This is a genomic window from Bradyrhizobium sp. UNPA324 (genome assembly GCF_006658635.1).
Lineage (GTDB): Bacteria > Pseudomonadota > Alphaproteobacteria > Rhizobiales > Xanthobacteraceae > Bradyrhizobium > Bradyrhizobium nanningense.
Map to the genome: position 1 here is coordinate 38806 of NZ_LFJD01000004.1, position 21322 is coordinate 60127.

Annotated in this window: 19 protein-coding genes and 1 other RNA gene; 10 read left to right on the forward strand and 10 right to left on the reverse strand. The window is 65.2% G+C overall.

The window, feature by feature from the left end:
- Positions 1-14: 14 nt before the first annotated feature.
- From ruvA to UNPA324_RS00220, 3 genes are all read right to left on the reverse strand, one after another.
- Positions 15-632, reverse strand: a complete 618-nt coding sequence (ruvA, locus tag UNPA324_RS00210) for a Holliday junction branch migration protein RuvA (protein WP_128922090.1) — start codon at positions 630-632, stop codon at positions 15-17.
- Entirely contained in the window at positions 629-1156 is a 528-nt protein-coding gene (ruvC, locus tag UNPA324_RS00215; RefSeq protein ID WP_141932889.1) for a crossover junction endodeoxyribonuclease RuvC, read from the reverse strand. Before ruvC ends, ruvA begins: the two co-directional genes overlap by 4 nt.
- Before the next feature lie 213 nt (positions 1157-1369).
- Positions 1370-2116 (reverse strand): YebC/PmpR family DNA-binding transcriptional regulator, encoded by a 747-nt coding sequence (locus UNPA324_RS00220; RefSeq protein WP_128922092.1) that lies wholly within the window; start codon positions 2114-2116, stop codon positions 1370-1372.
- 218 nt (positions 2117-2334) lie between these two features.
- Here UNPA324_RS00220 and UNPA324_RS00225 point away from each other — a divergent pair, with 218 nt between their 5' ends.
- Together UNPA324_RS00225 and UNPA324_RS00230 are read left to right on the forward strand one after the other, a co-directional pair.
- Positions 2335-4083, forward strand: a complete 1749-nt coding sequence (locus tag UNPA324_RS00225; RefSeq protein WP_141932891.1) for a methyl-accepting chemotaxis protein — start codon at positions 2335-2337, stop codon at positions 4081-4083.
- Between the two features lie 107 nt (positions 4084-4190).
- On the forward strand, positions 4191-5615 hold the full coding sequence (locus UNPA324_RS00230; protein ID WP_128922094.1) for a methyl-accepting chemotaxis protein: 1425 nt from the start codon (positions 4191-4193) through the stop codon (positions 5613-5615).
- Positions 5616-5958: 343 nt separating this feature from the next.
- Here UNPA324_RS00230 and UNPA324_RS00235 read toward each other — a convergent pair whose 3' ends face one another.
- From UNPA324_RS00235 to UNPA324_RS00265, 7 genes are all read right to left on the reverse strand, one after another.
- Positions 5959-6603: a hypothetical protein gene (locus UNPA324_RS00235; protein ID WP_246667088.1), complete on the reverse strand. Its 645-nt coding sequence runs from the start codon at positions 6601-6603 to the stop codon at positions 5959-5961.
- Positions 6545-8146: a tetratricopeptide repeat protein gene (locus UNPA324_RS00240; protein ID WP_128922096.1), complete on the reverse strand. Its 1602-nt coding sequence runs from the start codon at positions 8144-8146 to the stop codon at positions 6545-6547. Before UNPA324_RS00240 ends, UNPA324_RS00235 begins: the two co-directional genes overlap by 59 nt.
- Positions 8147-8540: 394 nt before the next feature.
- On the reverse strand, positions 8541-9365 hold the full coding sequence (locus UNPA324_RS00245; RefSeq protein WP_181769241.1) for a TIGR00282 family metallophosphoesterase: 825 nt from the start codon (positions 9363-9365) through the stop codon (positions 8541-8543).
- The gene (locus UNPA324_RS00250; protein WP_128922097.1) at positions 9343-9939 is read right to left on the reverse strand and encodes a 5-formyltetrahydrofolate cyclo-ligase; all 597 of its coding nucleotides are present in this window, start codon (positions 9937-9939) and stop codon (positions 9343-9345) included. The genes UNPA324_RS00245 and UNPA324_RS00250 overlap by 23 nt, the downstream gene beginning before the upstream one ends.
- 204 nt (positions 9940-10143) lie before the next feature.
- A non-coding RNA gene (ssrS, locus tag UNPA324_RS00255) (6S RNA) lies at positions 10144-10304 on the reverse strand.
- A 274-nt stretch (positions 10305-10578) separates the two neighbouring features.
- A complete protein-coding gene (locus UNPA324_RS00260; protein WP_128922098.1) occupies positions 10579-10962 on the reverse strand; it encodes a cell division protein ZapA in 384 nt (127 codons plus the stop codon).
- Positions 10959-11279, reverse strand: a complete 321-nt coding sequence (locus tag UNPA324_RS00265) for a DUF4164 domain-containing protein (protein ID WP_018318703.1) — start codon at positions 11277-11279, stop codon at positions 10959-10961. The genes UNPA324_RS00260 and UNPA324_RS00265 overlap by 4 nt, the downstream gene beginning before the upstream one ends.
- A 380-nt stretch (positions 11280-11659) precedes the next feature.
- Here UNPA324_RS00265 and tkt point away from each other — a divergent pair, with 380 nt between their 5' ends.
- The 8 genes from tkt (at position 11660) to UNPA324_RS00305 (ending at position 21237) form a co-directional block, all read left to right on the forward strand.
- Positions 11660-13675 (forward strand): transketolase, encoded by a 2016-nt coding sequence (gene tkt / locus UNPA324_RS00270; protein ID WP_141932893.1) that lies wholly within the window; start codon positions 11660-11662, stop codon positions 13673-13675.
- 148 nt (positions 13676-13823) lie between these two features.
- Positions 13824-14831 carry a type I glyceraldehyde-3-phosphate dehydrogenase gene (gene gap / locus UNPA324_RS00275; RefSeq protein WP_128922100.1) on the forward strand — a complete coding sequence of 336 codons (1008 nt, stop codon included), beginning with the start codon at positions 13824-13826 and terminating at the stop codon, positions 14829-14831.
- 152 nt (positions 14832-14983) lie between these two features.
- The gene (locus UNPA324_RS00280) at positions 14984-16177 is read left to right on the forward strand and encodes a phosphoglycerate kinase (RefSeq protein WP_141932895.1); all 1194 of its coding nucleotides are present in this window, start codon (positions 14984-14986) and stop codon (positions 16175-16177) included.
- 39 nt (positions 16178-16216) lie between these two features.
- A complete protein-coding gene (gene fba, locus UNPA324_RS00285) occupies positions 16217-17284 on the forward strand; it encodes a class II fructose-bisphosphate aldolase (protein ID WP_128922102.1) in 1068 nt (355 codons plus the stop codon).
- A 238-nt stretch (positions 17285-17522) separates the two neighbouring features.
- Positions 17523-18548 carry a class I fructose-bisphosphate aldolase gene (locus tag UNPA324_RS00290; RefSeq protein ID WP_141932897.1) on the forward strand — a complete coding sequence of 342 codons (1026 nt, stop codon included), beginning with the start codon at positions 17523-17525 and terminating at the stop codon, positions 18546-18548.
- A gap of 3 nt (positions 18549-18551) precedes the next feature.
- Entirely contained in the window at positions 18552-19241 is a 690-nt protein-coding gene (locus UNPA324_RS00295) for a thiamine phosphate synthase (protein WP_141932900.1), read from the forward strand.
- A gap of 8 nt (positions 19242-19249) precedes the next feature.
- Positions 19250-20332 (forward strand): tetratricopeptide repeat protein, encoded by a 1083-nt coding sequence (locus tag UNPA324_RS00300; protein ID WP_141932902.1) that lies wholly within the window; start codon positions 19250-19252, stop codon positions 20330-20332.
- Positions 20333-20445: 113 nt separating this feature from the next.
- Entirely contained in the window at positions 20446-21237 is a 792-nt protein-coding gene (locus UNPA324_RS00305) for an inositol monophosphatase family protein (RefSeq protein ID WP_128922106.1), read from the forward strand.
- The last annotated feature ends 85 nt before the right edge of the window (positions 21238-21322 follow it).

The window sequence follows — 21322 nt, forward strand, 5'->3', positions numbered from 1 at the left end:
GGCTTTGGGATCGCTCACTTAGCCAATTCCTTCAGGCCGAGGCGAATGAGCTGCGCCGTCTCGGCACCTTCGCCCGCGCTACGCGAGGCCGACGCGATGGCCGCGGCGGCCTGCGGCTGGCCGTAGCCGAGATTGACCAGCGCGGAGATCGCGTCCGCTACCGGACGCGGTGCGCGATGGTCGTCGACGGCACCGGCGAGGTGCACGACGGCGGGATCGACATTGGCGAAGGCCGGCGCCTTGTCCTTCAGTTCGGTGACGATGCGCTCGGCGACCTTGGGGCCGACGCCGGGCGTGCGCGACACCGCTGCCTTGTCGCGCAGCGCAATCGCATTGGCGAGATCGGCCGGCGCCAGCGTGCCGAGCACGGCGAGCGCAACCTTGGCGCCGACGCCCTGCACGGTCTGGAGCAGGCGAAACCATTCGCGCTCCTGATCGGTGCGGAAGCCGAACAGTTTGATTTGATCTTCGCGGACGTAGGTCTCGATCGAGAGCACGGCGGCCTCGCCGGGCGAGGGCAGATGCTGCAGCGTGCGCGAGGAGCAGTGCACCTGATAGCCGACGCCGCCGACGTCGAGGATGACGAAATCCTCGCCGTAGGAATCGATCAGGCCCTTGAGCTTGCCGATCATAGGCTCGCCACCCTCAACCTGAGTGCCGTGCTCTGGCGGTGATGGGCGTGGGTGATGGCGATGGCGAGCGCGTCGGCGGCGTCGGCTGACGGCGGCTCGGCCTTCGGCAGCAGGATCTTCAACATCATCGCGATCTGGGCTTTCTCGGCGTGACCGGCGCCGACGACGGTCTTCTTGACCTGATTGGGCGCGTATTCGGCGACCGAGATGCCGAACATTGCGGGCGCCAGCATGGCGACGCCGCGGGCCTGACCGAGTTTGAGTGTGGCGACGCCGTCCTTGTTGACGAAGGTCTGCTCGACCGCGGCTTCCGTTGGCTGATGGTTCGAGAGCACGGCCGCGAGCCCTGCATGGATCGCGAGCAGCCGGCTCGACAGCGGCAGGTCGCTCGGGGGTTCCACCGAGCCGCAGGCCACATAGATCAGGCGGTTGCCGTCAGCCTCGATCACGCCCCAACCGGTGCGGCGCAGGCCGGGGTCGATGCCGATGATGCGAACGGGGCCACGAATCGGGAGCGCAGTCATGGGCCAGTGATAGCGGCTGGCCGGGCGCAGGGAAACAGAAACAGAACGGAAGTAACAGGGGAAAGGCGGTCTCGTGCCCCGGGCGCGACGCAGCGCGAAGCGGTGCGGCGCTGAACCGGGGCCCATTTTGCCACCGATCCCTAGCGAACAGTGGGTCCCGGCTCTGCGCAGCAGCGTTTCACGCTGCAGCGCGTCCGGGACACGAGAACGACTTCAGCCACCCATCTTCGCCATCAGCGCGTCCGACACCTCGAAATTGGCGTAGACGTTCTGGACGTCGTCGTGCTCGTTGAGCAAATCCATCAGCTTGAGCAGCTTCTCGCCGGTCTCGTCGTCGACCGTAACAGTGTTCTGCGGCTTCCAGATCAGCGCGGCTTTGCGCGGTTCGCCGAACTTGGCCTCCAGCGCCTTGGCGACGTCGCGATAACCTTCGGTCGAGGCGTAGATCTCGTGGCCGCCTTCGCCGGAGACGACGTCGTCGGCGCCGGCTTCGATCGCGGCATCGAGCACGGCGTCGTCGGAAGCAACGGCGCGGTCGTATTCGATGACGCCGGTGCGATCGAACATGAAGGAGACCGAGCCGGTTTCGCCGAGATTGCCGCCGGACTTGGTGAAGAAGGAGCGGATGTCGGAGGCGGCGCGGTTGCGGTTGTCGGTCAGCGCCTCGACGATGACGGCGACGCCGCCGGGGCCATAACCCTCGTAGCGGATCTCGTCATAGTTCTCGCCATCGCTGCCGAGCGCCTTCTTGATGGCGCGCTCGATATTGTCCTTCGGCATGTTCTCCTGGCGCGCGGCGATCACGGCGGCGCGCAGACGGGGGTTCATGCCAGGGTCGGGCGTGCCGAGCTTGGCGGCGACCGTGATTTCCCGCGCCAGCTTGCCGAACAGCTTCGACTTCTGGGCATCCTGCCGCCCCTTGCGGTGCATGATGTTCTTGAATTGGGAATGTCCGGCCATGCGTGGTCTCTTGAGGAATCGTCAGCCAAAGATGAGCGTGGGAAGCGCGGCCTTATAGGCCGCCACCCCACCGGAATCAAAGGGATCTGCTGCCCTAAGGTAGCACTGTAAAGGTAGCCGCCATAATGGCCGATGCCTAGAGATCGGGCATTGTTAACCCTGATTTCATTCCGACCTGCGAAAATAGCGTCCGACCGTTCCCCGACAAGAGAGAGCTGATGGCGTTCGGACTATTTCGGAAGCGGCTATCGGACCAGGCTGCGCCTGCGGCCGCCCCCGCGGCTCCGCAGCCGGCGACCCCTTCCGAGCCCGCTGCCGCGGCCGAAACTGATTCGGCGCGGGAAATCCTGGAGCTGCTGGAACTCGAGCTCGGCGCCATGATCCGCCAGCTCGAACGCGCCGCCAATTCGGTGGCCGGCGGCGCCGAAGCGACCGCGACAACGCTGGCCGCCATTCGTGACCGCACAGATGCCCTGACCGGCCGCACCAACGCCGCGCAATCGACCGCATCCACCTTCGCCCATGCCGCCGACAAGTTCACCCAATCCGCGCTGGGAATCGGGGCGCAGGTTCGCGAGGCCGGCAAGCTCGCCGACGAGGCCAGCGCCGCGGCGCAGGAAGCCCGCGCCAATGTCGATCGCTTGCGCGAATCCTCTGCCGCCATCGGCAACGTCGTCAATCTGATCGCGCAGATCGCGCGGCAGACGACGCTGCTCGCACTCAATTCGACGATCGAGGCTGCACGCGCGGGCGCTGCGGGAAAAGGCTTCGCGGTCGTCGCAACCGAGGTCAAGGCCCTCGCGGTGCAGACGCAAGGCGCGACGGAAGAGATCACAAAGAAGATCGACGCACTTCAGCGCGACGCCGCCGGCTCTGCGGATGCCGTGCACCGCATTTCGCAGGCGATCGAGGCGATCCGCCCGGTGTTCGAGACCGTCAACGGGGCGGTCGCCGAACAGAACGCCACCACCAGCGAAGTCTCCGGTAACGCCGCGAGCGCCTCGGAGTTCATCGTCTCGGTCGGGGAGAGCGCGGCCGAGATCGACGCCGCGACGAAGGCAGCCGAGAGCCATGGCGAGAACGTCGCCAGTGCCGGCAAGGCCGTCACCACCTTCGCGCAAAAGCTGAAGTCGCGCTGCGCCGTGCTGCTGCGCCAGAGCGAGCACGACGATCGCCGCAAGACCGAGCAGCTGCCCTGCCATCTCAAATTCGAGACGACGCGCGGCGTGATGCCGGTCTATGAAATCTCGATGGACAGCGTGCTGATCGGCGGCGCGGACGCAAGCCGGCTTGCACCGCAAGCGACGATCGAAGGCACTCTCGAAGACGTCGGCGCCTGTCGCCTGCGCGTGATCGAGCAGTCCAAGGCCGGCGCCCGCGCGCAGTTCGCCGGCCCCAATGCCGAGCTCCGCGAAAAGATCGAGGACAAGCTCTGGTCGATCCACGAAGAGAACACGGAGTTCGTCACCCGCGCCATGGAGGCGGGCAACGCGTTGACGAAGATCTTCGAGCAGGCCGTTGCCCGCGGCGAGGTCAGGATCGACGACCTTTTCGACACCGACTATGCCGAGATCGCCGGCACCAATCCGCAGCAATACCGCACGAAATATCTCGACTGGGCCGACCGCGCCCTGCCGCCGTTCCAGGAAGCCTTTCTGGCAAAGGACCCGCGCATGGCGTTCTGCGCCATGGTCGACCGCAACGGCTTCCTGCCGGTGCACAACAAGATCTATTCGCATCCGCAGCGGCCGGGCGACGTCGCCTGGAATACGGCCAACAGCCGCAACCGGCGGATATTCAACGATCCGGCGGGGTTAGCTGCCGCGCGCAACCTGCGATCGTACATGGTCCAGAGCTATGCGCGCGACATGGGCAACGGCAACACGGTCATGATGCGCGAGATCGACGTCCCGATCCGCGTGCAGGGCCGGCACTGGGGCGGATTCCGCACCGCCTACAAACTGTAGTGCACGCTCAGGCAAGACGCCGTCCCCGAATCATCCTCTAAGTCGCAGCTGGAATGGGAATGCCGCGGAGGGCCGGCGAACGGCTCTGACTGGAGGAAGCCCAAGACATGTCCGCCGCACAACTTGCAGTATTGGACACCGCATCCAACCGGACGCTGGCCGAACGGCTGATTGATCAGCTCGCCGACCGCATCGGCGGCCTCGGCGTGGAACTCGCCGATATTGCCGGCAACGTCCAGGAAGTCGCAACCCGCGTCGCAAACCAGTCGGAACGCTTCCATCACCTGCAGAAGACGGCCGAGACGATGGTCTCGGCCAACCACGACATCGCCAATGCATCGCAGGCCGTGCAAACCACCACGTCAGCGGCGGTCGGCGAGATCGCGCAGTCACGCAGCGCCGTCGACACCGCAGTCAGCCATATCTCCGAGCTGGTCGCAGCCGTGGAGCGGATCGAGGCGCGCCTCAGCGCGGTCGGCTCGGCGCTGGCGCAGGTCGCGAAAGTGTCCGGCTCGATCGAGGCGATCGCCAAGCAGACCAATCTGCTCGCCCTGAACGCGACCATCGAAGCCGCCCGCGCCGGCAATGCCGGCCGCGGCTTCGCGGTGGTCGCAAGCGAAGTGAAGAACCTCGCGGAAGCCACCCGCCAGGCCACGCACCAGATCTCCGACACCGTGCGCGATCTCGACGGCCAGATCGAAGGCCTGATCGGCGAGAGCAGCGACGCCTCGCAGCGCGCCAAGACCGCGGGCGAAGGCGCCCAGCAGATTTCCGGCATCATCTCGCGCGTCCAGCAGGGATTTGCATCGGTGGAAGCGGAGATCGGCAGCGTCACGCGCGCGGCGACCTCCAATCTCGGCCATTGCGACACCGTCATCAGCGAGCTCAACGAGCTCGCCAAGGGCGTCGACCTCTCCTCGCGTGACCTCAAGAATGCCGACGAGCGGGTGGCGAAACTGCTCGACACATCCGAAGGCCTGATCGCACTGATCGCCGACAGCGGCGTGGAAACGTCGGACACGCCGCTGATCCGAATCGTGGTCGAGACCGCGAAGCGGATCTCGGCCGAGTTCGACGCCGCCATCGATCGCGGCGACATCACGCTCGAGCAGCTGCTCGACGAGACCTATCGCGAAATTCCCGGCACCGATCCGAAGCAATACCTCACCAACTACGTCGAGTTCACCGACCGCGTGCTGCCCGCGATCCAGGACCCGATCCAGAAATCGGATCCGCGCATCGTCTACTGCGTGGCCTGGGCGCGGAGCGGCTACCTGCCGACCCACAATCCGAACTACCGCCTGCCGCAGGGCAAGGACCCGGTCTGGAATAACGCCAATTGCCGCAACCGCCGCCTGTTCAACGATCGCACCGTGAAGAAGGTCGCAGGCAACACCAAGCCGTTCCTGCTCCAGACCTACCGCCGCGACATGGGCGGCGGGCAGTTCGTGCTGATGAAGGATCTGTCCTCACCGATCATAGTCCGCGGCAAGCACTGGGGCGCATTCCGGATGGGTTTTCGGCAGGGCTGACGGCCCGCGAGGCGCCTTGCGCGACGGCGCCCTCAAATCAAAAGCTGAAAAACAACCCCATGCACAGTAGCCGGGACCAGCGAAATCAAAGGCTTACGCGAGCAGGCCCGAAGAAGCGGCGACGCGGTTGACGCGTCCGGGCAAAACAGGACACAATACGAATATTCCGAAATCGCGCATTTGGGCCTTTTGCTGCCTCGTGGGAGAAGGCCGCGTAGCCGGCTGCGACTCGATTCATCTCGCGCGGAGAGCCCTCACACGCTCGCACATGACCTTAATGCTAACGTTGCTCAGGCCAAGCGGAGAAGGTCCTGCAGTCAGACGGAAGCCGAACCGCCCTGAGTTACAAGCCAAGCGCGATCTCGGCCCATTTCAACATGCGGTCGCTATTGAGGAATGCCAGCACCGCCGGTTCCAGTGACGCGGGCGCGCCCGATCCAACCAAAGCCGTGGCGGCCACCATGTCGCAGCGCTGATTGAAGGCGAGTGAGAGCGCGTTGCGATTTCCCTCGACGCGATAGGGCCGGCTGCGGCCGCGCATCGGACCGACGATGATCTCTCGACCGGCACCGATCGGCGTTGCCTTGCCAATCAGCGCCAGGTCGCCCATTTTCTCGAGGTCGTCATCGTCGGCGACGCCGGTGACGCAATTGCAAAACCCGAGCTTGGCGCGAACGTAGAGCTGGACCTCGCCGCCGCAATCCTCGGCTTTGCAGCGGAATGCCTTTCCTTTCCCCCAAGGATCTGCGCCGAAAGGCCAGTCGGTTTCTGACCACACCGGGCGGACCTCGCCGAGTGCCGCTGTAGCGCGTGCTGGTTCGCCGGATCGCAATGTCCAGACCGCAGCAACTGCGCAGAGCAGTGCGGTGGCTGCGCCGATCGCAACGAATTTGCTTGTCAGGCGCATGGAAGCTGCCACGGCACTTTTGCTAATTCTGGGCCATGAACTTTCGTGCGGCCGCGAGGTCCTCCCGCGAGGAGTCGCCATTGCGCGCCATGTCGACGACTTTCGCATAGTACTGACGCGCCTTCACGGCATCACCCGCTTTCTCGGCGGCGTGAGCGGCGCCGATCGTCGCGCCAAAGCGGTTCGGCTCCTTGCGCATGGTGCTTTCGAACGCGGCCAATGCCTCCGTCGCCATGCCGCGTTCGAGCAGCATCGTCCCGTAAAGCTCGCGTGCCGGGGCAAGCGGTCCCGGCGTCACGATGGATTTTTCGGTCTTGTCTTCGGCATCGGCGGCAAGGCGCATCGCTTCCAACGCGTCCGCCTGTTTTCCCTGGGCATTGAGCTGCCAGGCTGTGGCGACCTGCCGCTGAATGTCGACGATCTCGGCCCAATACGCATCCTTGTCCTGCTGCAGCTTGTCCCGCAGCTCCGCCAGCTTGGCGATGTCCGCCGTTGCTGCGTCTGCATTGCCGGAGCGCGCGGCGCCAAGGGCGCGGGCGAAATAGGTGATCGCATCGACATAGGCAAACCGGCTCGGCTCAACCTTCAGCGCGGCGGCGCCCTCCCAATCGCCGCGCTCAACCATATAGCGCGCCTGGCTGGCCGCTATCGCGTAGGGACCAGCGCGGACGGCCGGCGCATAACCCGTGGTCGCAACCATGTCCGCGATGACGTCGCGAGCTCGGCTGTCCTGCGCAAGCTGGAGCAGGGCGTAGACCATATAGTCGTCGGCATGCAGCTGCTCGCTGGGGTCCTTGCCCTCCTTGGCAGCCTTGGCGGAACGGCTATTGGCCTCGATGGATTCGTTCCAGTAGCCGACGCGCGTGAAGATGTGCGACGGCATATGCAAAGCGTGCGGCGCCGCCGGCGCGATCTCGGAATAGCGCTTGGCAGCGTCGAGACCTCGCTCGGCGATCGCCGGATAGTCGTAGAGGTGGATCAGGTAATGCGCGACGCCGGGGTGGCGCGGCTGCCGCTTGAAGATCGGCTCCAGGATGGCAGCGCCCTTGAGCTGGTTAGCATAGGTCTTGTCGTTTGGTGAGGCCGTGACATTCAGCGTAATGGCGTAGGCGATCTGCGCCTCGTCATCATCAGGATAGCGCGCGGCGACGGCTTCGGTTGCCTTGAGATAGGCCTGCGCGCGTTGGCCAAACGTCGTCTTTTCGTCGCCCGAATAGAAGGCCAGCAGCGCATCGATATAGTCGCGTTCACGTTCGCTCTTGGCGCCGAGTGCCTTGGCCTTCTGCAGCGCGGCGAGGCCCTCGGTGAGGTTTTCCTTCGGCGCGGGAAAATGCGGATTATACAGCAGGCTCAGGGCAATGCCCCAATAGGCGATCGCGCATTCCGGATCTGCCTGCAACGTCTCCTCGAAAATCTCTTTCGCGGGCCGGTACCAGAACGAGTGCTGATAGCGCATCCCGCGGTCAAAGCGGCGCTGCGCCAATTCATTGCAGGAGGTCTGGAAGTGAACCTTGCCAAACTGCTCGTCGGTCCCATCCTCCGCGCGTGCGGCAGGCGTGGCAGAGATCGAGCCCTGGATAATGAGGGTAAGAAGAGAGACGGTTCTCAAGGCGAGCGCGCGCATCGGCCCCTCCGTTTCTATTCAGAAAATTGAGTCGGATAGCGCCGATAAAGTCCGAGGCGCAGAAGTTCGTAGTGCTGAAATTGGCGACGGCAATTGCGTTGTTGGAAGGATTTGCCCATTCGCGAGGCGAGTCAATAGGAGCGGACAAATTTGCATTAGGGAAGCACGCCTGTCAGGCTCCGTGAGCGAAATCGTAAGGCGGGACAGCGAAGCGCAGCCGCCATTTCACCGACGCCGATCTGCCGCCGGAATATTGGCAGACGCTCCTCGACGATCCACGCGCTGAGGCCTGGTGAGAGTGGGCTGCCGGCGCTGCGTCAGAGTCGTTGAGATCGAACATCGGTGCGGCGCGGCTCGAAGCTGGCGCAACGCCGACTTTAGTGCCAGATGAACGCTAGCTCAGCCAGAACTTCGGCGTCGCCGGCTCCAGCCTTCCGCCCACGCGCACCGGCGCAATCTTCAGCGCGAGTCCCGTCGCATCATCCGTCTCCACCGCGACGCCGCTCAGCGTTGCAGCGCCCGCCGCCGGCTCGAAGCGGCCGGACGGAATCCCCGAGGTGAACCGGCGCAGCGGCTCTTCCTTCTGCATGCCGATGATGGAATCGTAGTCGCCGGTCATGCCGGCATCGGTCATGTAGGCGGTGCCGCCTGACAGGATCTGGTGGTCGGCGGTCGGAACGTGCGTGTGCGTGCCGACGACGAGGCTGGCGCGGCCGTCGCAGAAGAAGCCGATGCCTTGCTTCTCGCTCGACGCCTCGCAGTGGAAATCGACGACGATCGCATCGGCGGCAACGCCGAGCGGGCAGACGCCGAGCTCGCGCTCCAGCGCTGCGAAGGGATCGTCGAACGGGGTCATGAAGACGCGCCCCAACGCGTTGACGACGAGCGCATGCTTGCCGTTCTTGGTCTCGACCAGTGCGGCGCCGCGGCCGGGCGTGCCGCGCGGATAGTTTGCGGGACGCACCAGGCGCTCGGCGCGCTCGATGAACACCAAAGCTTCGCGCTGGTCCCAGGAATGGTTGCCGAGCGTCACCGCATCGGCGCCGGCATCGAGAAACTCCTGATAGATCGCTTCGGTGATGCCGAAGCCGCCGGCGGAATTCTCGCCGTTGACGACGACGAAATCGAGCGACCAGTCCCTGACCATGCCGGGCAGGTATTCGGCGATGGCGCTGCGCCCACTACGGCCGACGACATCACCCACGAAGAGAATGCGCAACTTCAGAACTCCGGAAATCGAACACGTCCGATTCCGTTAGCACATAATCCAGCGCGACGTCGTGCGATAGTGCCGGAACCGCCTTGATCTCCTGCGCTGCGAAAGCAAGCCCGATACCGACGATCTGCTTGGCTTTGCGCAAATGCGCGAAGGTGAAATCGTAATGCCCGGCGCCATAGCCGATGCGATGGCCGAGACGGTCGAATGCCGCGAGCGGCGTCAGCATGATGTCCGGAATGACTTCAGCGGCCGCCGGCGACGGCTCGGGAATGCCGAGCGGACCGAGCATCAGACGATCGTTCGGATGGAATATGCGGAAGATCAGCGATTGGCCGCGCGCGGTGACGCAGGGCAGCGCCAGCTTTGCCCCCTCCTCCGCGAGCTTCCTCATCAGCGGTATCGGATCGATCTCGCTGCGGATCGGCGAATAGCCGGAGACGATGCTGCCGGGCAAAAGCTTGAACGGCAGCCCGCGCTTGGCGAGCTTGGCGGCGGCAGCAGCGCGCTTCTTCTCGCTCAGCGCGTCGCGCGCCGCCAGGGCTTTGGCGCGGAGTTCGGCTTTCGAATTGGGCATGTGCGTTTTCCCCCGAAGGCAGAGCCTTGCTCCCTGCCATCGTCCGCGAATGCGGACGATCCAGTATTCCAGAGACGCCAGTGCAAGAACCTCAACGCCGCGGCGTACTGGATGCCCCGCTTTCGCGGGCATGACACCGAGCCTTAGGCTGAACCGCAAGCGTGTCGGGGACGCAATTCGACAGGCACGAACCAGAAGAAACAGTGCGAAGCCGCGTACGCCGTTGAAGCACTCGATCCCGGAGTTCCCTACGAAAGTAGGTGGGCACCATATGTCCGGGCCCACGGGCCCGGCCAGGGACAGTTCCCTAAAGGATCGATAAGGCCCCGGGGATATATGGCTCCTGACGTGCGTCGCAGCCTCGCGCAGCCAATCTAACAACGATACTGACGAATCGCCAGCCCGGCGAGAGCGCCGAGCTTCGGCGTAATGAAGCGAGCTGCGAGCCGGGGCGGAGATCCGCTCCCTCCCCCGCTTGCGGGGGAGGGTTGGGGAGAGGGTGTCTCCGCAACGGGACAATCCCCCAGAGGAAAGAGCCCTCACCCGGCGCTCCGCGCCGACCTCTCCCGCAAAGCAAGCGGGAGAGGTGAAGTCCGCCGCACCATCGAGCACATCAATCGATCGCGTCTTCCGCAACCTCTACCCGATCGCAATCCCGTTGCCGACGGTGCGGTTCAGCACCTGGGTCGACTTCTCGATGCGTTCGGCCGCGGCGTTCAGCGCGTTCACCACTGCGGTCTGCGTCAGCCGCGCGCGCTCGACGGCGGCGTTGCGGAAATCCCTGAGCTCGGTCAGCTCCTGCTCCAGACTTCGGACGCGGTTGGTGGTGTCGACCAGTTCGTCGCAGACGGTCAGCGCCGCCATGACGGTGAGGCGCGCGTCGCCGATCTCGCCGAATTTTCCGCGCAGAGACTGGATCCGCGTCTCCAGGCTCTCGGCGAGCTTGAGCAGCCGCACCTCCTGGCCCTCCTCGCAGGCCATGCGGTATTGCCGGCCATTGATGGTGACGTTGATGTGGCTCATCCATCCTCTCCGGTATCGAGCACAGAGCGTATCGTGACGATCGCGGAATCCAGCCGGTCGGAAATCTCACGATTGGTGCGCTCGAGCTTGCGCGCCTTCACCAGCGCGCCATCGAGCTCGTCGGCAAGCCGCGAACGGTCCGCACCCAGCGCCTGAATCCGCGCCGCGAGCTCGTTCTCGTCGCGATCGGCATCGCGCCGCCGCTCCACCGCGCTTTCGAGCGCGTCGAGCGCCGCCATCAGCCTGCGGGTCGCGATCTCGATCTCGACCGCGGAGGACTCCGTCATGGCAGCACTGTTGGACACGCGATCGTTCATGTAGTCAGCGGTGGAACCTGGCGGCCTTTGCCCAGTGGCCTTTTCCTGGGGCTTGCCGCCCGGCAAAAGACTCGGTTCGGCAAGCGGTTAGAAGCAGAAATTTACGTGGCAAGCTAGCCAAGCGCAACGCCGCCGCGAAACTATGCACCGATAGATCGGCCCTCGGCATGCCGGCCGGCTGGTTCCGGATCTGCATGATCCGCGGCTGCGGCTTTTTCCGGATCATGCCGTAAGCAACTTTTGCGGCCAAACCGGCGTTTGATTGCCTTGGACTCCCGGAACCGAGATGCTATCCAGCCCCCAACCTCCGGTGACCGCCAGGCTCGATCCAGCGCGGCGCACACGGCCATCAAGCACCTCATTCCAGACGGATTTTCATCATGATGCAGCTCGATGCCACCCGTATGGCCCATACGCAGATCGATCACACCCGTATGGCCAACGCGATCCGCGGCCTTTCGATGGACGCTGTCGAGAAGGCGAAGTCGGGTCATCCCGGCCTGCCGATGGGTGCCGCCGACATCGCCACGGTGCTGTTCACCCAGTTCCTGAAATTCGACGCCGCCGCGCCCGCCTGGCCGGACCGCGACCGCTTCGTGCTCTCGGCCGGCCACGGCTCGATGCTGCTCTACTCGCTGCTGTATTTGACCGGCAATTCCGAGATGACGCTGGACCAGATCAAGCAATTCCGCCAGGTCGATTCGCTCACCCCGGGGCACCCGGAAAATTTCCGCACCAAGGGCATCGAGACCACGACCGGTCCGCTCGGCCAAGGCATCTCGACCGCGGTCGGCATGGCGCTCGCCGAGAAGATGCTCGCTGCCGAGTTCGGCAAGAAGATCGTCGATCACCACACCTATGTGCTCGCCTCCGACGGCGACCTGATGGAAGGCGTCTCGCAGGAAGCGATTGCGATGGCCGGGCACTGGAAGCTCAACAAGCTGATCGTGCTTTACGACGACAACGGCATCTCGATCGACGGCCCGACCTCGCTCGCCGATTCCGTCGACCAGGTGAAGCGCTTCAAGTCCGCCGGCTGGGCCGCCGAGAAGATCGACGGCCAGGATCAGGCCGCGATCGCCGCTGCGATTACGCGCGCGAAAAAATCCAACAAGCCGACGCTGATCGCCTGCCGCACCACCATCGGCTTCGGCGCGCCGCACAAGGCCGGCACCTCGAAGGTGCATGGCGAGGCGCTGGGGGCCGACGAGCTCAAGGCCGCCAAGGAAAATCTCGGCATATCGCTCGAGCCGTTCGCTGTCGCCGACGACGTGCTGAACGCCTGGCGTGCGGCCGGCAGCCGCGGCGCCGCAGCGCGCCAGGAATGGGAAGCACGGCTCGGCGAACTCGGCAGCCGCAAGCGCGCCGAGTTCGAGCGCCGCCTGCGCCATGAGCGTCCGGCCTCGCTGGCAAAGGCGCTGCGCGCACACAAGAAGGAGCTGCTCGAGAAGCCGCTGGCGGCGGCGACGCGCAAATCGTCGGAGGCGGCGATCGAAGTCATTGCCGCCGCGATGCCGATGGAATTCCTGGCCGGCTCGGCCGACCTCACCGGCTCCAACAACAACAAGGCGAAGTCGGCGACCGCCTTCTCGGCCAAGACGCCGAAGGGCCGCTTCATCCATTACGGCATCCGCGAGCACGGCATGGCCGCCGCGATGAACGGCATTTTCCTGCACGGCGGCTTCGCGCCGAACGGCGCAACCTTCCTGGTGTTCACCGACTACGCACGTCCCGCGATGCGCCTTGCCGCGCTGATGGGCGCCGGCGTCGTTTACGTCATGACCCACGACTCGATCGGGCTCGGCGAAGACGGTCCGACCCATCAGCCGGTCGAGCATCTCGCCGCACTTCGCGCCATTCCCAACATGCGCGTGTTCCGTCCCTGCGATTCCATCGAGGTCGCCGAGTGCTGGGAGCTCGCGCTCAATCGCGTCGACGGACCGACCGTGCTGGCGCTGACCCGCCAGAATCTGCCGCAGTTGCGGACCACCGCACCGAACGACAATCCCTGCGCGGCCGGCGCCTACGAGCTGGTCGCAGCTCAGGGCGAAGCCAAGGCGACGCTGTTCGCCTCCGGCTCCGAGGTCGAGATCGCGGTCGCCGCCCAGAAGCAGCTCGCCGAACGCGGCATCGCGTCACGGGTGGTCTCTGTTCCCTCGCTCGAGCTGTTGTTAGCGCAACCAGAGGCCAAGCGCGCCGCGATCATCGGCAACGCGCCGGTCAAGATTGCGATCGAGGCCGCCGTGCGCTGGGGCTGGGATGCCGTGATCGGCCAGGATGGCGACTTCATCGGCATGCATTCCTTCGGCGAGAGCGGCCCTGCCAAGGAGCTTTACAAGCACTTCGGTATTACCGCCGAGGCTGCGGTTAACGCTGTGCTGAAGCGCGTTTCCTGAGAGTTGAGCTTGCCGCAAAAAAGGACTACCTAATCTCCCATATGATCAAGCACCGCCCGGCCGAACCGGGCGCCCGCCCCTAAAAAACCCTCGCAGGCGCGCAAAGCGCGTTGTGCGGGATGACAACGGTCATTGAAGGAGACGAAACATGGCAGTCCGCGTCGGAATTAACGGTTTTGGCCGCATCGGCCGCAACATCCTGCGGGCTATCGCCGAGTCCGGCCGCAAGGACATCGAGGTCGTCGGCATCAACGACCTCGGTCCGGTCGAGACCAACGCCCATCTGCTCCGTTTCGACTCGGTCCATGGCCGCTTCCCCGGCACCGTCACCATCGACGGCGACTCGATCAATCTCGGCAATGGCAAGATCAAGGTGACCGCCGAGCGCGATCCCTCCAAGCTGCCCTGGAAGGATCTCGGCGTCGACATCGCGATGGAATGCACCGGCATCTTCACCTCGAAGGATAAAGCATCCGCGCATCTGACCGCCGGCGCCAAGCGCGTGCTGGTCTCCGCGCCCGCCGACGGCGCCGACGCCACCATCGTCTACGGCGTCAACCACGAGACGCTGACCAGGGACCATCTCGTCGTCTCCAACGGAAGCTGCACCACCAACTGCCTGGCGCCGGTTGCCAAGGTGCTGAACGATCTCGTCGGCATCGAGACCGGCTTCATGACCACGATCCACGCCTATACCGGCGACCAGCCGACGCTCGATACGATGCACAAGGATCTCTATCGTGGCCGCGCGGCTGCGATGTCGATGATCCCGACCTCGACCGGTGCGGCGAAGGCGATCGGCCTCGTGCTGCCCGAGCTGAAGGGCAAGCTCGACGGCGTCGCGATCCGCGTGCCGACCCCGAACGTCTCGGTGGTCGACCTCAAGATCGTTGCCAAGCGCGCCACCGACGCCAAGGAGATCAACGCGGCGATGAAGCGCGCCAGCGAGCAGCAGCTCAAGGGCATCCTCGGCTACACCAATGCGCCGAACGTCTCGATCGACTTCAACCACGACCCGCACTCCTCGACCTTCCACGAGGACCAGACCAAGGTGCAGAACGGCACGCTGGTGCGCGTGATGTCCTGGTACGACAACGAGTGGGGCTTCTCGAACCGCATGGCGGACACCGCCGCCGCGATGGCGAAGGTGATCTGAGCCAAGGTCTTGTGTCCCGGGCGCGGAGCGGCGCCTAAGCGCTGCTTCGCAGAACCGGGACCCATTCAACCGCGGGACTCGCTGTCATGTGGGTCCCGGTTCTGCAGCGCACCGCTCCGCGCTGCGCAGCGCCCGGGACAAGAGATCCAGAGATGACCAAATTCCGCACCCTCGACGACGTCGACGTGAAGGGCAAGCGCGTGCTGCTGCGCGTCGATCTCAACGTGCCCATGGACAATGGCCGCGTCAGCGACACGACCCGGCTGGATCGCGTCGCGCCGACCATCACCGAAATCTCGGACAAGGGCGGCAAGGTCATCCTGCTCGCGCATTTCGGCCGGCCGAAGGGGCGCGACGCCAAGGACTCGCTCAAGCCCGTCGCAGAGGCGCTGGCGAAGGTGGTGAAGAAGCCCGTCGCCTTCGCCGAGGATTGCATCGGCGAGCCCGCGGCCAAGGCGGTCGCGGCTCTGAACGACGGCGATATTCTCTGTCTCGAAAACACCCGCTTCCACAAAGAGGAAGAAAAGAACGATCCCGCCTTCGTCGCGGAATTGGCAAAGCTCGGCGACATCTGGGTCAACGACGCGTTCTCGGCGGCGCACCGGGCCCACGCTTCGACCGAAGGCCTCGGCCACAAGCTGCCGGCCTATGCCGGCCGCACCATGCAGGCCGAACTCGATGCGCTGGAGAAGGCGCTGGGCTCCCCGACCAAGCCGGTCATCGCCATCATCGGCGGCGCCAAGGTCTCGACCAAGATCGACCTGCTCGAAAATCTCGTGAGCAAGGTCGATGCGCTGGTGATCGGTGGCGGCATGGCCAACACCTTCCTGCACGCCCAGGGCGTCGCAGTCGGCAAGTCGCTGGCCGAGAAGGATCTTAGCGCCACCGCGGTGCGCATCATGGAGAAGGCGGAAGCCGCCAACTGCGCCATCATCCTCCCCGTCGACGCCACCGTTGCCTATCACTTCGCCGCCAACGCGCCGTCGCATGCCTATGGGCTCGACGCGATCCCGGCCGACGGCATGATCCTCGACGTCGGCCCGCAATCGGTCGCGCGCGTCCACGCCGCGATCGACGACGCGGCGACGCTGGTCTGGAACGGGCCGCTCGGCGCGTTCGAGATGCAGCCCTTCGACCGCGGCACGGTCGCGGCGGCCAAGCACGCTGCCGAGCGCACCAAGGCCAAGAAGCTGATCTCGATCGCGGGCGGCGGCGACACCGTGGCGGCGCTCAACCAGGCCCATGTGGCCGGTGACTTCACCTATGTCTCGACCGCCGGTGGCGCATTCCTCGAATGGATGGAAGGCAAGCCACTGCCCGGCGTTGAAGTTCTGCGTATCAGGTAATCAAGCGGCCTTGCAGGCCCCAACGGGAGAAAGACACAGATGGCTCGGATCACGTTACGTCAACTGCTCGACCACGCGGCGGAGAACGATTACGGCGTACCGGCCTTCAACATCAACAATATGGAGCAGGCGCTGGCGATCATGGACGCGGCCAACCAGGTCGACGCGCCCGTCATCATCCAGGCCTCGCGCGGCGCGCGCTCCTACGCCAACGACATCATGCTCAAGCACATGATGGACGCGGTCACCGAAATCTACCCGCACATCCCGGTCTGCGTGCATCTCGACCACGGCAACGAGGCCGCGACCTGCATGACCGCGATCCAGGCCGGCTTCACCTCGGTGATGATGGACGGCTCGCTCAAGGCCGACGGCAAGACGCCCGGCGACTGGGCCTACAATGTCGGCGTCACCAAGACCGTGACCGACATGGCCCATCTCGGCGGCATCTCGGTGGAAGGTGAGCTCGGCGTGCTCGGCTCGCTCGAAACCGGCATGGGCGACAAGGAAGACGGCCACGGCGCCGAAGGCAAGCTCAGCCACGACCAGCTGCTGACCAATCCGGACGAGGCCGTGAAGTTCGTCCAGGAGACCAAGGTCGACGCGCTCGCGATCGCGATGGGGACTTCTCACGGTGCTTACAAATTTACCCGCAAGCCCGATGGCGACATCCTCGCCATGAACGTGATCGAGGAAATCCATCGCAAGCTGCCGAACACGCATCTCGTGATGCATGGATCGTCCTCGGTGCCGCAGGACCTGCAGGACATCATCAACGCCTATGGCGGCAAGATGAAGCCGACCTGGGGCGTGCCGGTGGCCGAGATCCAGCGCGGCATCAAGAACGGCGTGCGCAAGATCAACATCGACACCGACAACCGCATGGCGATGACCGGCCAGATTCGCAAGGTGCTGAAGGACAGCCCGGAAGAGTTCGATCCGCGCAAGTACCTGAAGCCGGCGATGGAAGCCATGACCAAGCTGTGCAAGCAGCGCCTGCAGGAGTTCAACACCGCGGGCCAGGCCTCCAAGGTCAAGCGCGTCCTGACCACCGCCGAGATGGCCAAGCGCTACGCCAAGGGCGAGCTCGACCCCCGCGTCGCGTAAGCGATCGCGAAAGGGCCTGGGGCCTCCGTCACATCCTCCCGTCATTCCGGGACATGCGAAGCGTGGGCCCGGAATCCATAACCACAGCCTGGGGTTATGGATTCCGGGCCTGCGCCTTTCGGCGCATCCCGGAATGACAGAAAGCCCCTTTACCCTGCGACGAACGTTAACTCGGCAATTGCCCGAGAACGGTCTATTTTCATAGGCAAGGGCAGAATCGTTTTGGGAGGGCCTCTCGATGAATCTGACTGAGCTCAATGGGATCGCGACCGCCATGGTCGTATCAGGCAAGGGTATCCTCGCCGCCGACGAATCCTCCGGCACCATCAAGAAACGCTTTGACGCAATCGGCGTGGAGTCCACGGAAACGAACCGCCGCGACTATCGCGAGATGCTATTCCGCTGCAAGGACGCCATGAGCCAGTACATCTCCGGCGTGATCCTCTATGACGAGACGATCTGGCAGAATGCTGCGGACGGCACGCCGCTGATCAAGCTGATCGAACAGAGCGGCGCCATTCCCGGCATCAAGGTCGACGAGGGCACGCAAGCCTTGCCGATGTGCCCGGGAGAGCTCGTCACCGTCGGGCTCGACAAGCTCGCCGAACGGCTGAAGAAATACTATGAGCGCGGCGCGCGCTTCGCCAAATGGCGAGGGGTGATCGACATCGGCAGCGGCATGCCCTCGATGACCGCGATCAGCGTCAACGCCCATGCGCTGGCGCGCTATGCCGCGCTGTGCCAGGCCGCACAGATCGTGCCGATCGTGGAGCCGGAGGTGCTGATGGACGGCGACCACGACATCGACCGCTGCTATGAGGTCACGAGCCGCGTGCTCAACAAGACGTTCCAGGAATTGCGCGTCCAGCGCGTCGCGCTCGAAGGCATGGTGCTGAAGCCCAACATGGCGATATCAGGCAAGAAATGCGCAAAGCAGGCCTCCGTCGAGGAAGTCGCGGAGAAGACGATCCGGTTGCTGAGGGCCTGCGTGCCCGCGGCAGTCCCCGGCATCGCCTTCCTCTCCGGCGGCCAGTCGGACGAAGAGGCGACCGCGCATCTCAACGCCATGCACAAGCTCGGCCCGCTGCCCTGGGGCCTGACCTTCTCCTACGGCCGCGCGCTGCAGGCCGCGCCGCAGAAGGCCTGGTCCGGCAAGGCCGAGAATGTCGCGGCCGGCCAGCGCGCCTTCAGCCATCGTGCACGGATGAACGGCCTCGCCTCCAAGGGCGAGTGGCAAAGTAGCCTGGAACAGAAGGCAGCCTAGATCTTGTCGAACAAACCGCCTCCGCCGCGCCCGGCGCCGCGCCTTTATCTTGCGACGCCTGTCGTCGATGATCCCGCGGCGCTTCTCGCCGAGCTGCCGGCCCTGCTGGCCTCTGCCGACGTCGCGGCCGTGCTGCTGCGGCTGAAGGAGACCGACCACCGCACCATGATCTCGCGCATCAAGGCCTTGGCGCCACTGGTGCAGAAGGCCGGCGCCGCGCTGCTGGTCGACGGCCATGCCGAGCTGGTGGCGCGCGGCGGCGCGGACGGCGCGCACCTGCCCGGCATCGCCGCACTGAAAGAGGCGCTGCCATCGCTCAAGCCCGATCGCATCGCCGGTGTTGGCGGGCTGACGACGCGGCACCATTCCATGGATGCGGGCGAGATGGGCGCGGATTACGTGTTGTTCGGCGAGCCTGATGCGAAAAGCCAGCGTCCCTCGGCGCAAGCGATCGCCGAGCGGCTGGACTGGTGGGCCGAGCTGTTCGAGCCGCCCTGCGTCGGCTTTGCGACGTCCCTGGAAGAGGCCCACGACTTCGCCCTCAGCGGCGCCGATTTCGTGCTGGTCGGCGACTTCATCTGGTCCGATCCGCGCGGGCCCAAGGCCGCGCTGATCGAGGCGGACGCCGCGATCAAAAAGGCGCACGCGACGGCGACGGCCAGCCAGAATCCTGCCGGCAGCGAGCACGGCTAGCGCCCGACATGAAGCTTTCCTGCATCACCATGCTGGCCACGCTGCTGCTCACGGTGCCCGCGGCCGCGCAGCTCCAGATCACCCCGCCGGCCACCATACCGAGCGCGACGCCTGAGAAGCAGAAGCCCAAGCCGCCCGCGCCCGCCAAGAAGAAGGAGGCTGCGCCGCCACCAAAACCTTCGCCATCGCCCAAGCCGGCCCCCTCCTCCAAGCCGACGCCAACACCGACCGTGATCCCTGCGCCGCCGACCGACAATTCCAGCGCCGATCTGGTGTACGGGGCCTATCAGCGCGGCCAGTACAAGACGGCGCTCGACCTCGCCAACGCCCGCGCGCAAGCCGGCGATCCCAAGGCGATGACCATGCTCGGCGAACTCTATTCCAACGCCATGGGCATTCGCCGCGACTACGCCAAGGCGGCCGAATGGTACAAGCGCGCTGCGGACGCCGGCGACCGCGAGGCGATGTTCGCGCTCGCCATGCTGCGCATTTCGGGCCGCGGCGGCTCGGTCGACAAGGGCGAGGCGGTCAAGCTGATGGCGTCCGCCGCCAAACTCGGCGAGCCCAAGGCGGCCTATAACCTGGCTCTGCTCTATCTGGACGGCCAAACCCTGCCGCAGGACCTCAAGCGCTCAGCCGAGCTGCTGCGCTTGGCCGCCGATGCCGGCCTGCCCGAGGCGCAATACGCGCTCGCGACTTTCTACAAGGAAGGCACTGGCGTCGCGAAGGACCCGGAACGCGCGGTGCGGCTGCTGCAGGCCGCCTCGCTCGCCGACAATGTCGACGCCGAGGTCGAATATGCCATTGCCATGTTCAACGGCACCGGCACGCCGAAGAACCAGCCGGCTGCCGTCGCCCTGCTCCGCAAGGCATCCCGCCAGGGCAGCGCGATCGCGCAGAACCGGCTGGCCTGGGTGCTGATCAACGGCGTCGGCACGCCCATGGACAAGGTCGAAGGCTTCAAATGGCACCTGGTGGCCAAGACCGCCGGCAAGGGCGATCCGGAACTCGACAAGCAATTGTCCGACCTGCCGGCCGAGGACCGGGCCAAGGCGGAGGCCGCCGCCAAGAAATGGCTCGGCAGCAAATGACTTGACCCCAAATGACTGACCCAATGACTTGACGCCAGCGCCCCTGCAGGGCACCCAAGGCGTCAAACAGGCGCGATGTCCCGCTCTTTTCTCCCGATCAAGACCGAAAGCTCATGCTGTATTCCGCCACTATCAACGTCATGGTCAAGGCCGCGCGCCGCGCCGGCCGCAGCCTCAAGCGCGATCTCGGCGAGATCGAGCATCTCCAGGTCTCGCTGAAGGGGCCGGCGAATTTCGTCTCGCTCGCCGACAAGCGCGCCGAGGAGATCCTCTATCAGGACCTCGCCAAGGCCCGCCCCGGCTACGGCTTCATCGGCGAGGAAGGCGGCACGCGCGAAGGCACCGACAAGAGCCATACCTGGATCGTCGATCCGCTCGACGGCACCACCAACTTCCTGCACGGCATCCCGCAATTTGCGATCTCGATCGGCTTGTCGCGCGAGGGCACGATCATCGCCGGCGTGATCTACAACCCCGCCAATGACGAGCTCTACATCGCCGAGCGCGGCAAGGGCGCCTTCCTCAACGACCAGCGCCTGCGCGTCGCCGGACGCCGCCAGCTCAACGAATGCGTGGTGGCCTGCGGCCTGCCCCACATCGGCCGCGGCGACCACGAGGAATTCCGCCGCGAGATGACCGCGATCCAGGATCGCGTCGCGGGCCTGCGCCGCTTCGGCGCCGCCTCGCTCGACCTCGCCTTCGTCGCCGCCGGCCGCCTCGACGGCTATTGGGAGCGCAATCTGCAATCCTGGGACATCGCCGCCGGCATGCTGATGGTGCGCGAGGCCGGCGGAACAGTGAGCGACATCAACACCCCCGGCGATGCGCTCGTCACAGGCGACGTCGTGTGCGGCAACGAGTTCGTGCACGGGGAGCTGGTGAAGATTTTGCGGAAGGCGGCGTAAGACTGGTTGAGAGTCTGAGCCGCGACATCTCCTCCTCGTCATTGCGAGCGTAGCGAAACAATCCAGAATGTTTCCGCAGAGGCAG

Bases quoted from the DNA above. Each gene is read 5' to 3' on its own strand.
- ruvA (WP_128922090.1), bottom strand. From the start codon at position 632: ATGATCGGCAAGCTCAAGGGCCTGATCGATTCCTACGGCGAGGATTTC.
- ruvC (WP_141932889.1), bottom strand. From the start codon at position 1,156: ATGACTGCGCTCCCGATTCGTGGCCCCGTTCGCATCATCGGCATCGAC.
- UNPA324_RS00220 (WP_128922092.1), bottom strand. From the start codon at position 2,116: ATGGCCGGACATTCCCAATTCAAGAACATCATGCACCGCAAGGGGCGG.
- UNPA324_RS00225 (WP_141932891.1), top strand. From the start codon at position 2,335: ATGGCGTTCGGACTATTTCGGAAGCGGCTATCGGACCAGGCTGCGCCT.
- UNPA324_RS00230 (WP_128922094.1), top strand. From the start codon at position 4,191: ATGTCCGCCGCACAACTTGCAGTATTGGACACCGCATCCAACCGGACG.
- UNPA324_RS00235 (WP_246667088.1), bottom strand. From the start codon at position 6,603: ATGGCGACTCCTCGCGGGAGGACCTCGCGGCCGCACGAAAGTTCATGG.
- UNPA324_RS00240 (WP_128922096.1), bottom strand. From the start codon at position 8,146: ATGCGCGCGCTCGCCTTGAGAACCGTCTCTCTTCTTACCCTCATTATC.
- UNPA324_RS00250 (WP_128922097.1), bottom strand. From the start codon at position 9,939: ATGCCCAATTCGAAAGCCGAACTCCGCGCCAAAGCCCTGGCGGCGCGC.
- UNPA324_RS00260 (WP_128922098.1), bottom strand. From the start codon at position 10,962: ATGAGCCACATCAACGTCACCATCAATGGCCGGCAATACCGCATGGCC.
- UNPA324_RS00265 (WP_018318703.1), bottom strand. From the start codon at position 11,279: ATGAACGATCGCGTGTCCAACAGTGCTGCCATGACGGAGTCCTCCGCG.
- tkt (WP_141932893.1), top strand. From the start codon at position 11,660: ATGATGCAGCTCGATGCCACCCGTATGGCCCATACGCAGATCGATCAC.
- gap (WP_128922100.1), top strand. From the start codon at position 13,824: ATGGCAGTCCGCGTCGGAATTAACGGTTTTGGCCGCATCGGCCGCAAC.
- UNPA324_RS00280 (WP_141932895.1), top strand. From the start codon at position 14,984: ATGACCAAATTCCGCACCCTCGACGACGTCGACGTGAAGGGCAAGCGC.
- fba (WP_128922102.1), top strand. From the start codon at position 16,217: ATGGCTCGGATCACGTTACGTCAACTGCTCGACCACGCGGCGGAGAAC.
- UNPA324_RS00290 (WP_141932897.1), top strand. From the start codon at position 17,523: ATGAATCTGACTGAGCTCAATGGGATCGCGACCGCCATGGTCGTATCA.
- UNPA324_RS00300 (WP_141932902.1), top strand. From the start codon at position 19,250: ATGAAGCTTTCCTGCATCACCATGCTGGCCACGCTGCTGCTCACGGTG.
- UNPA324_RS00305 (WP_128922106.1), top strand. From the start codon at position 20,446: ATGCTGTATTCCGCCACTATCAACGTCATGGTCAAGGCCGCGCGCCGC.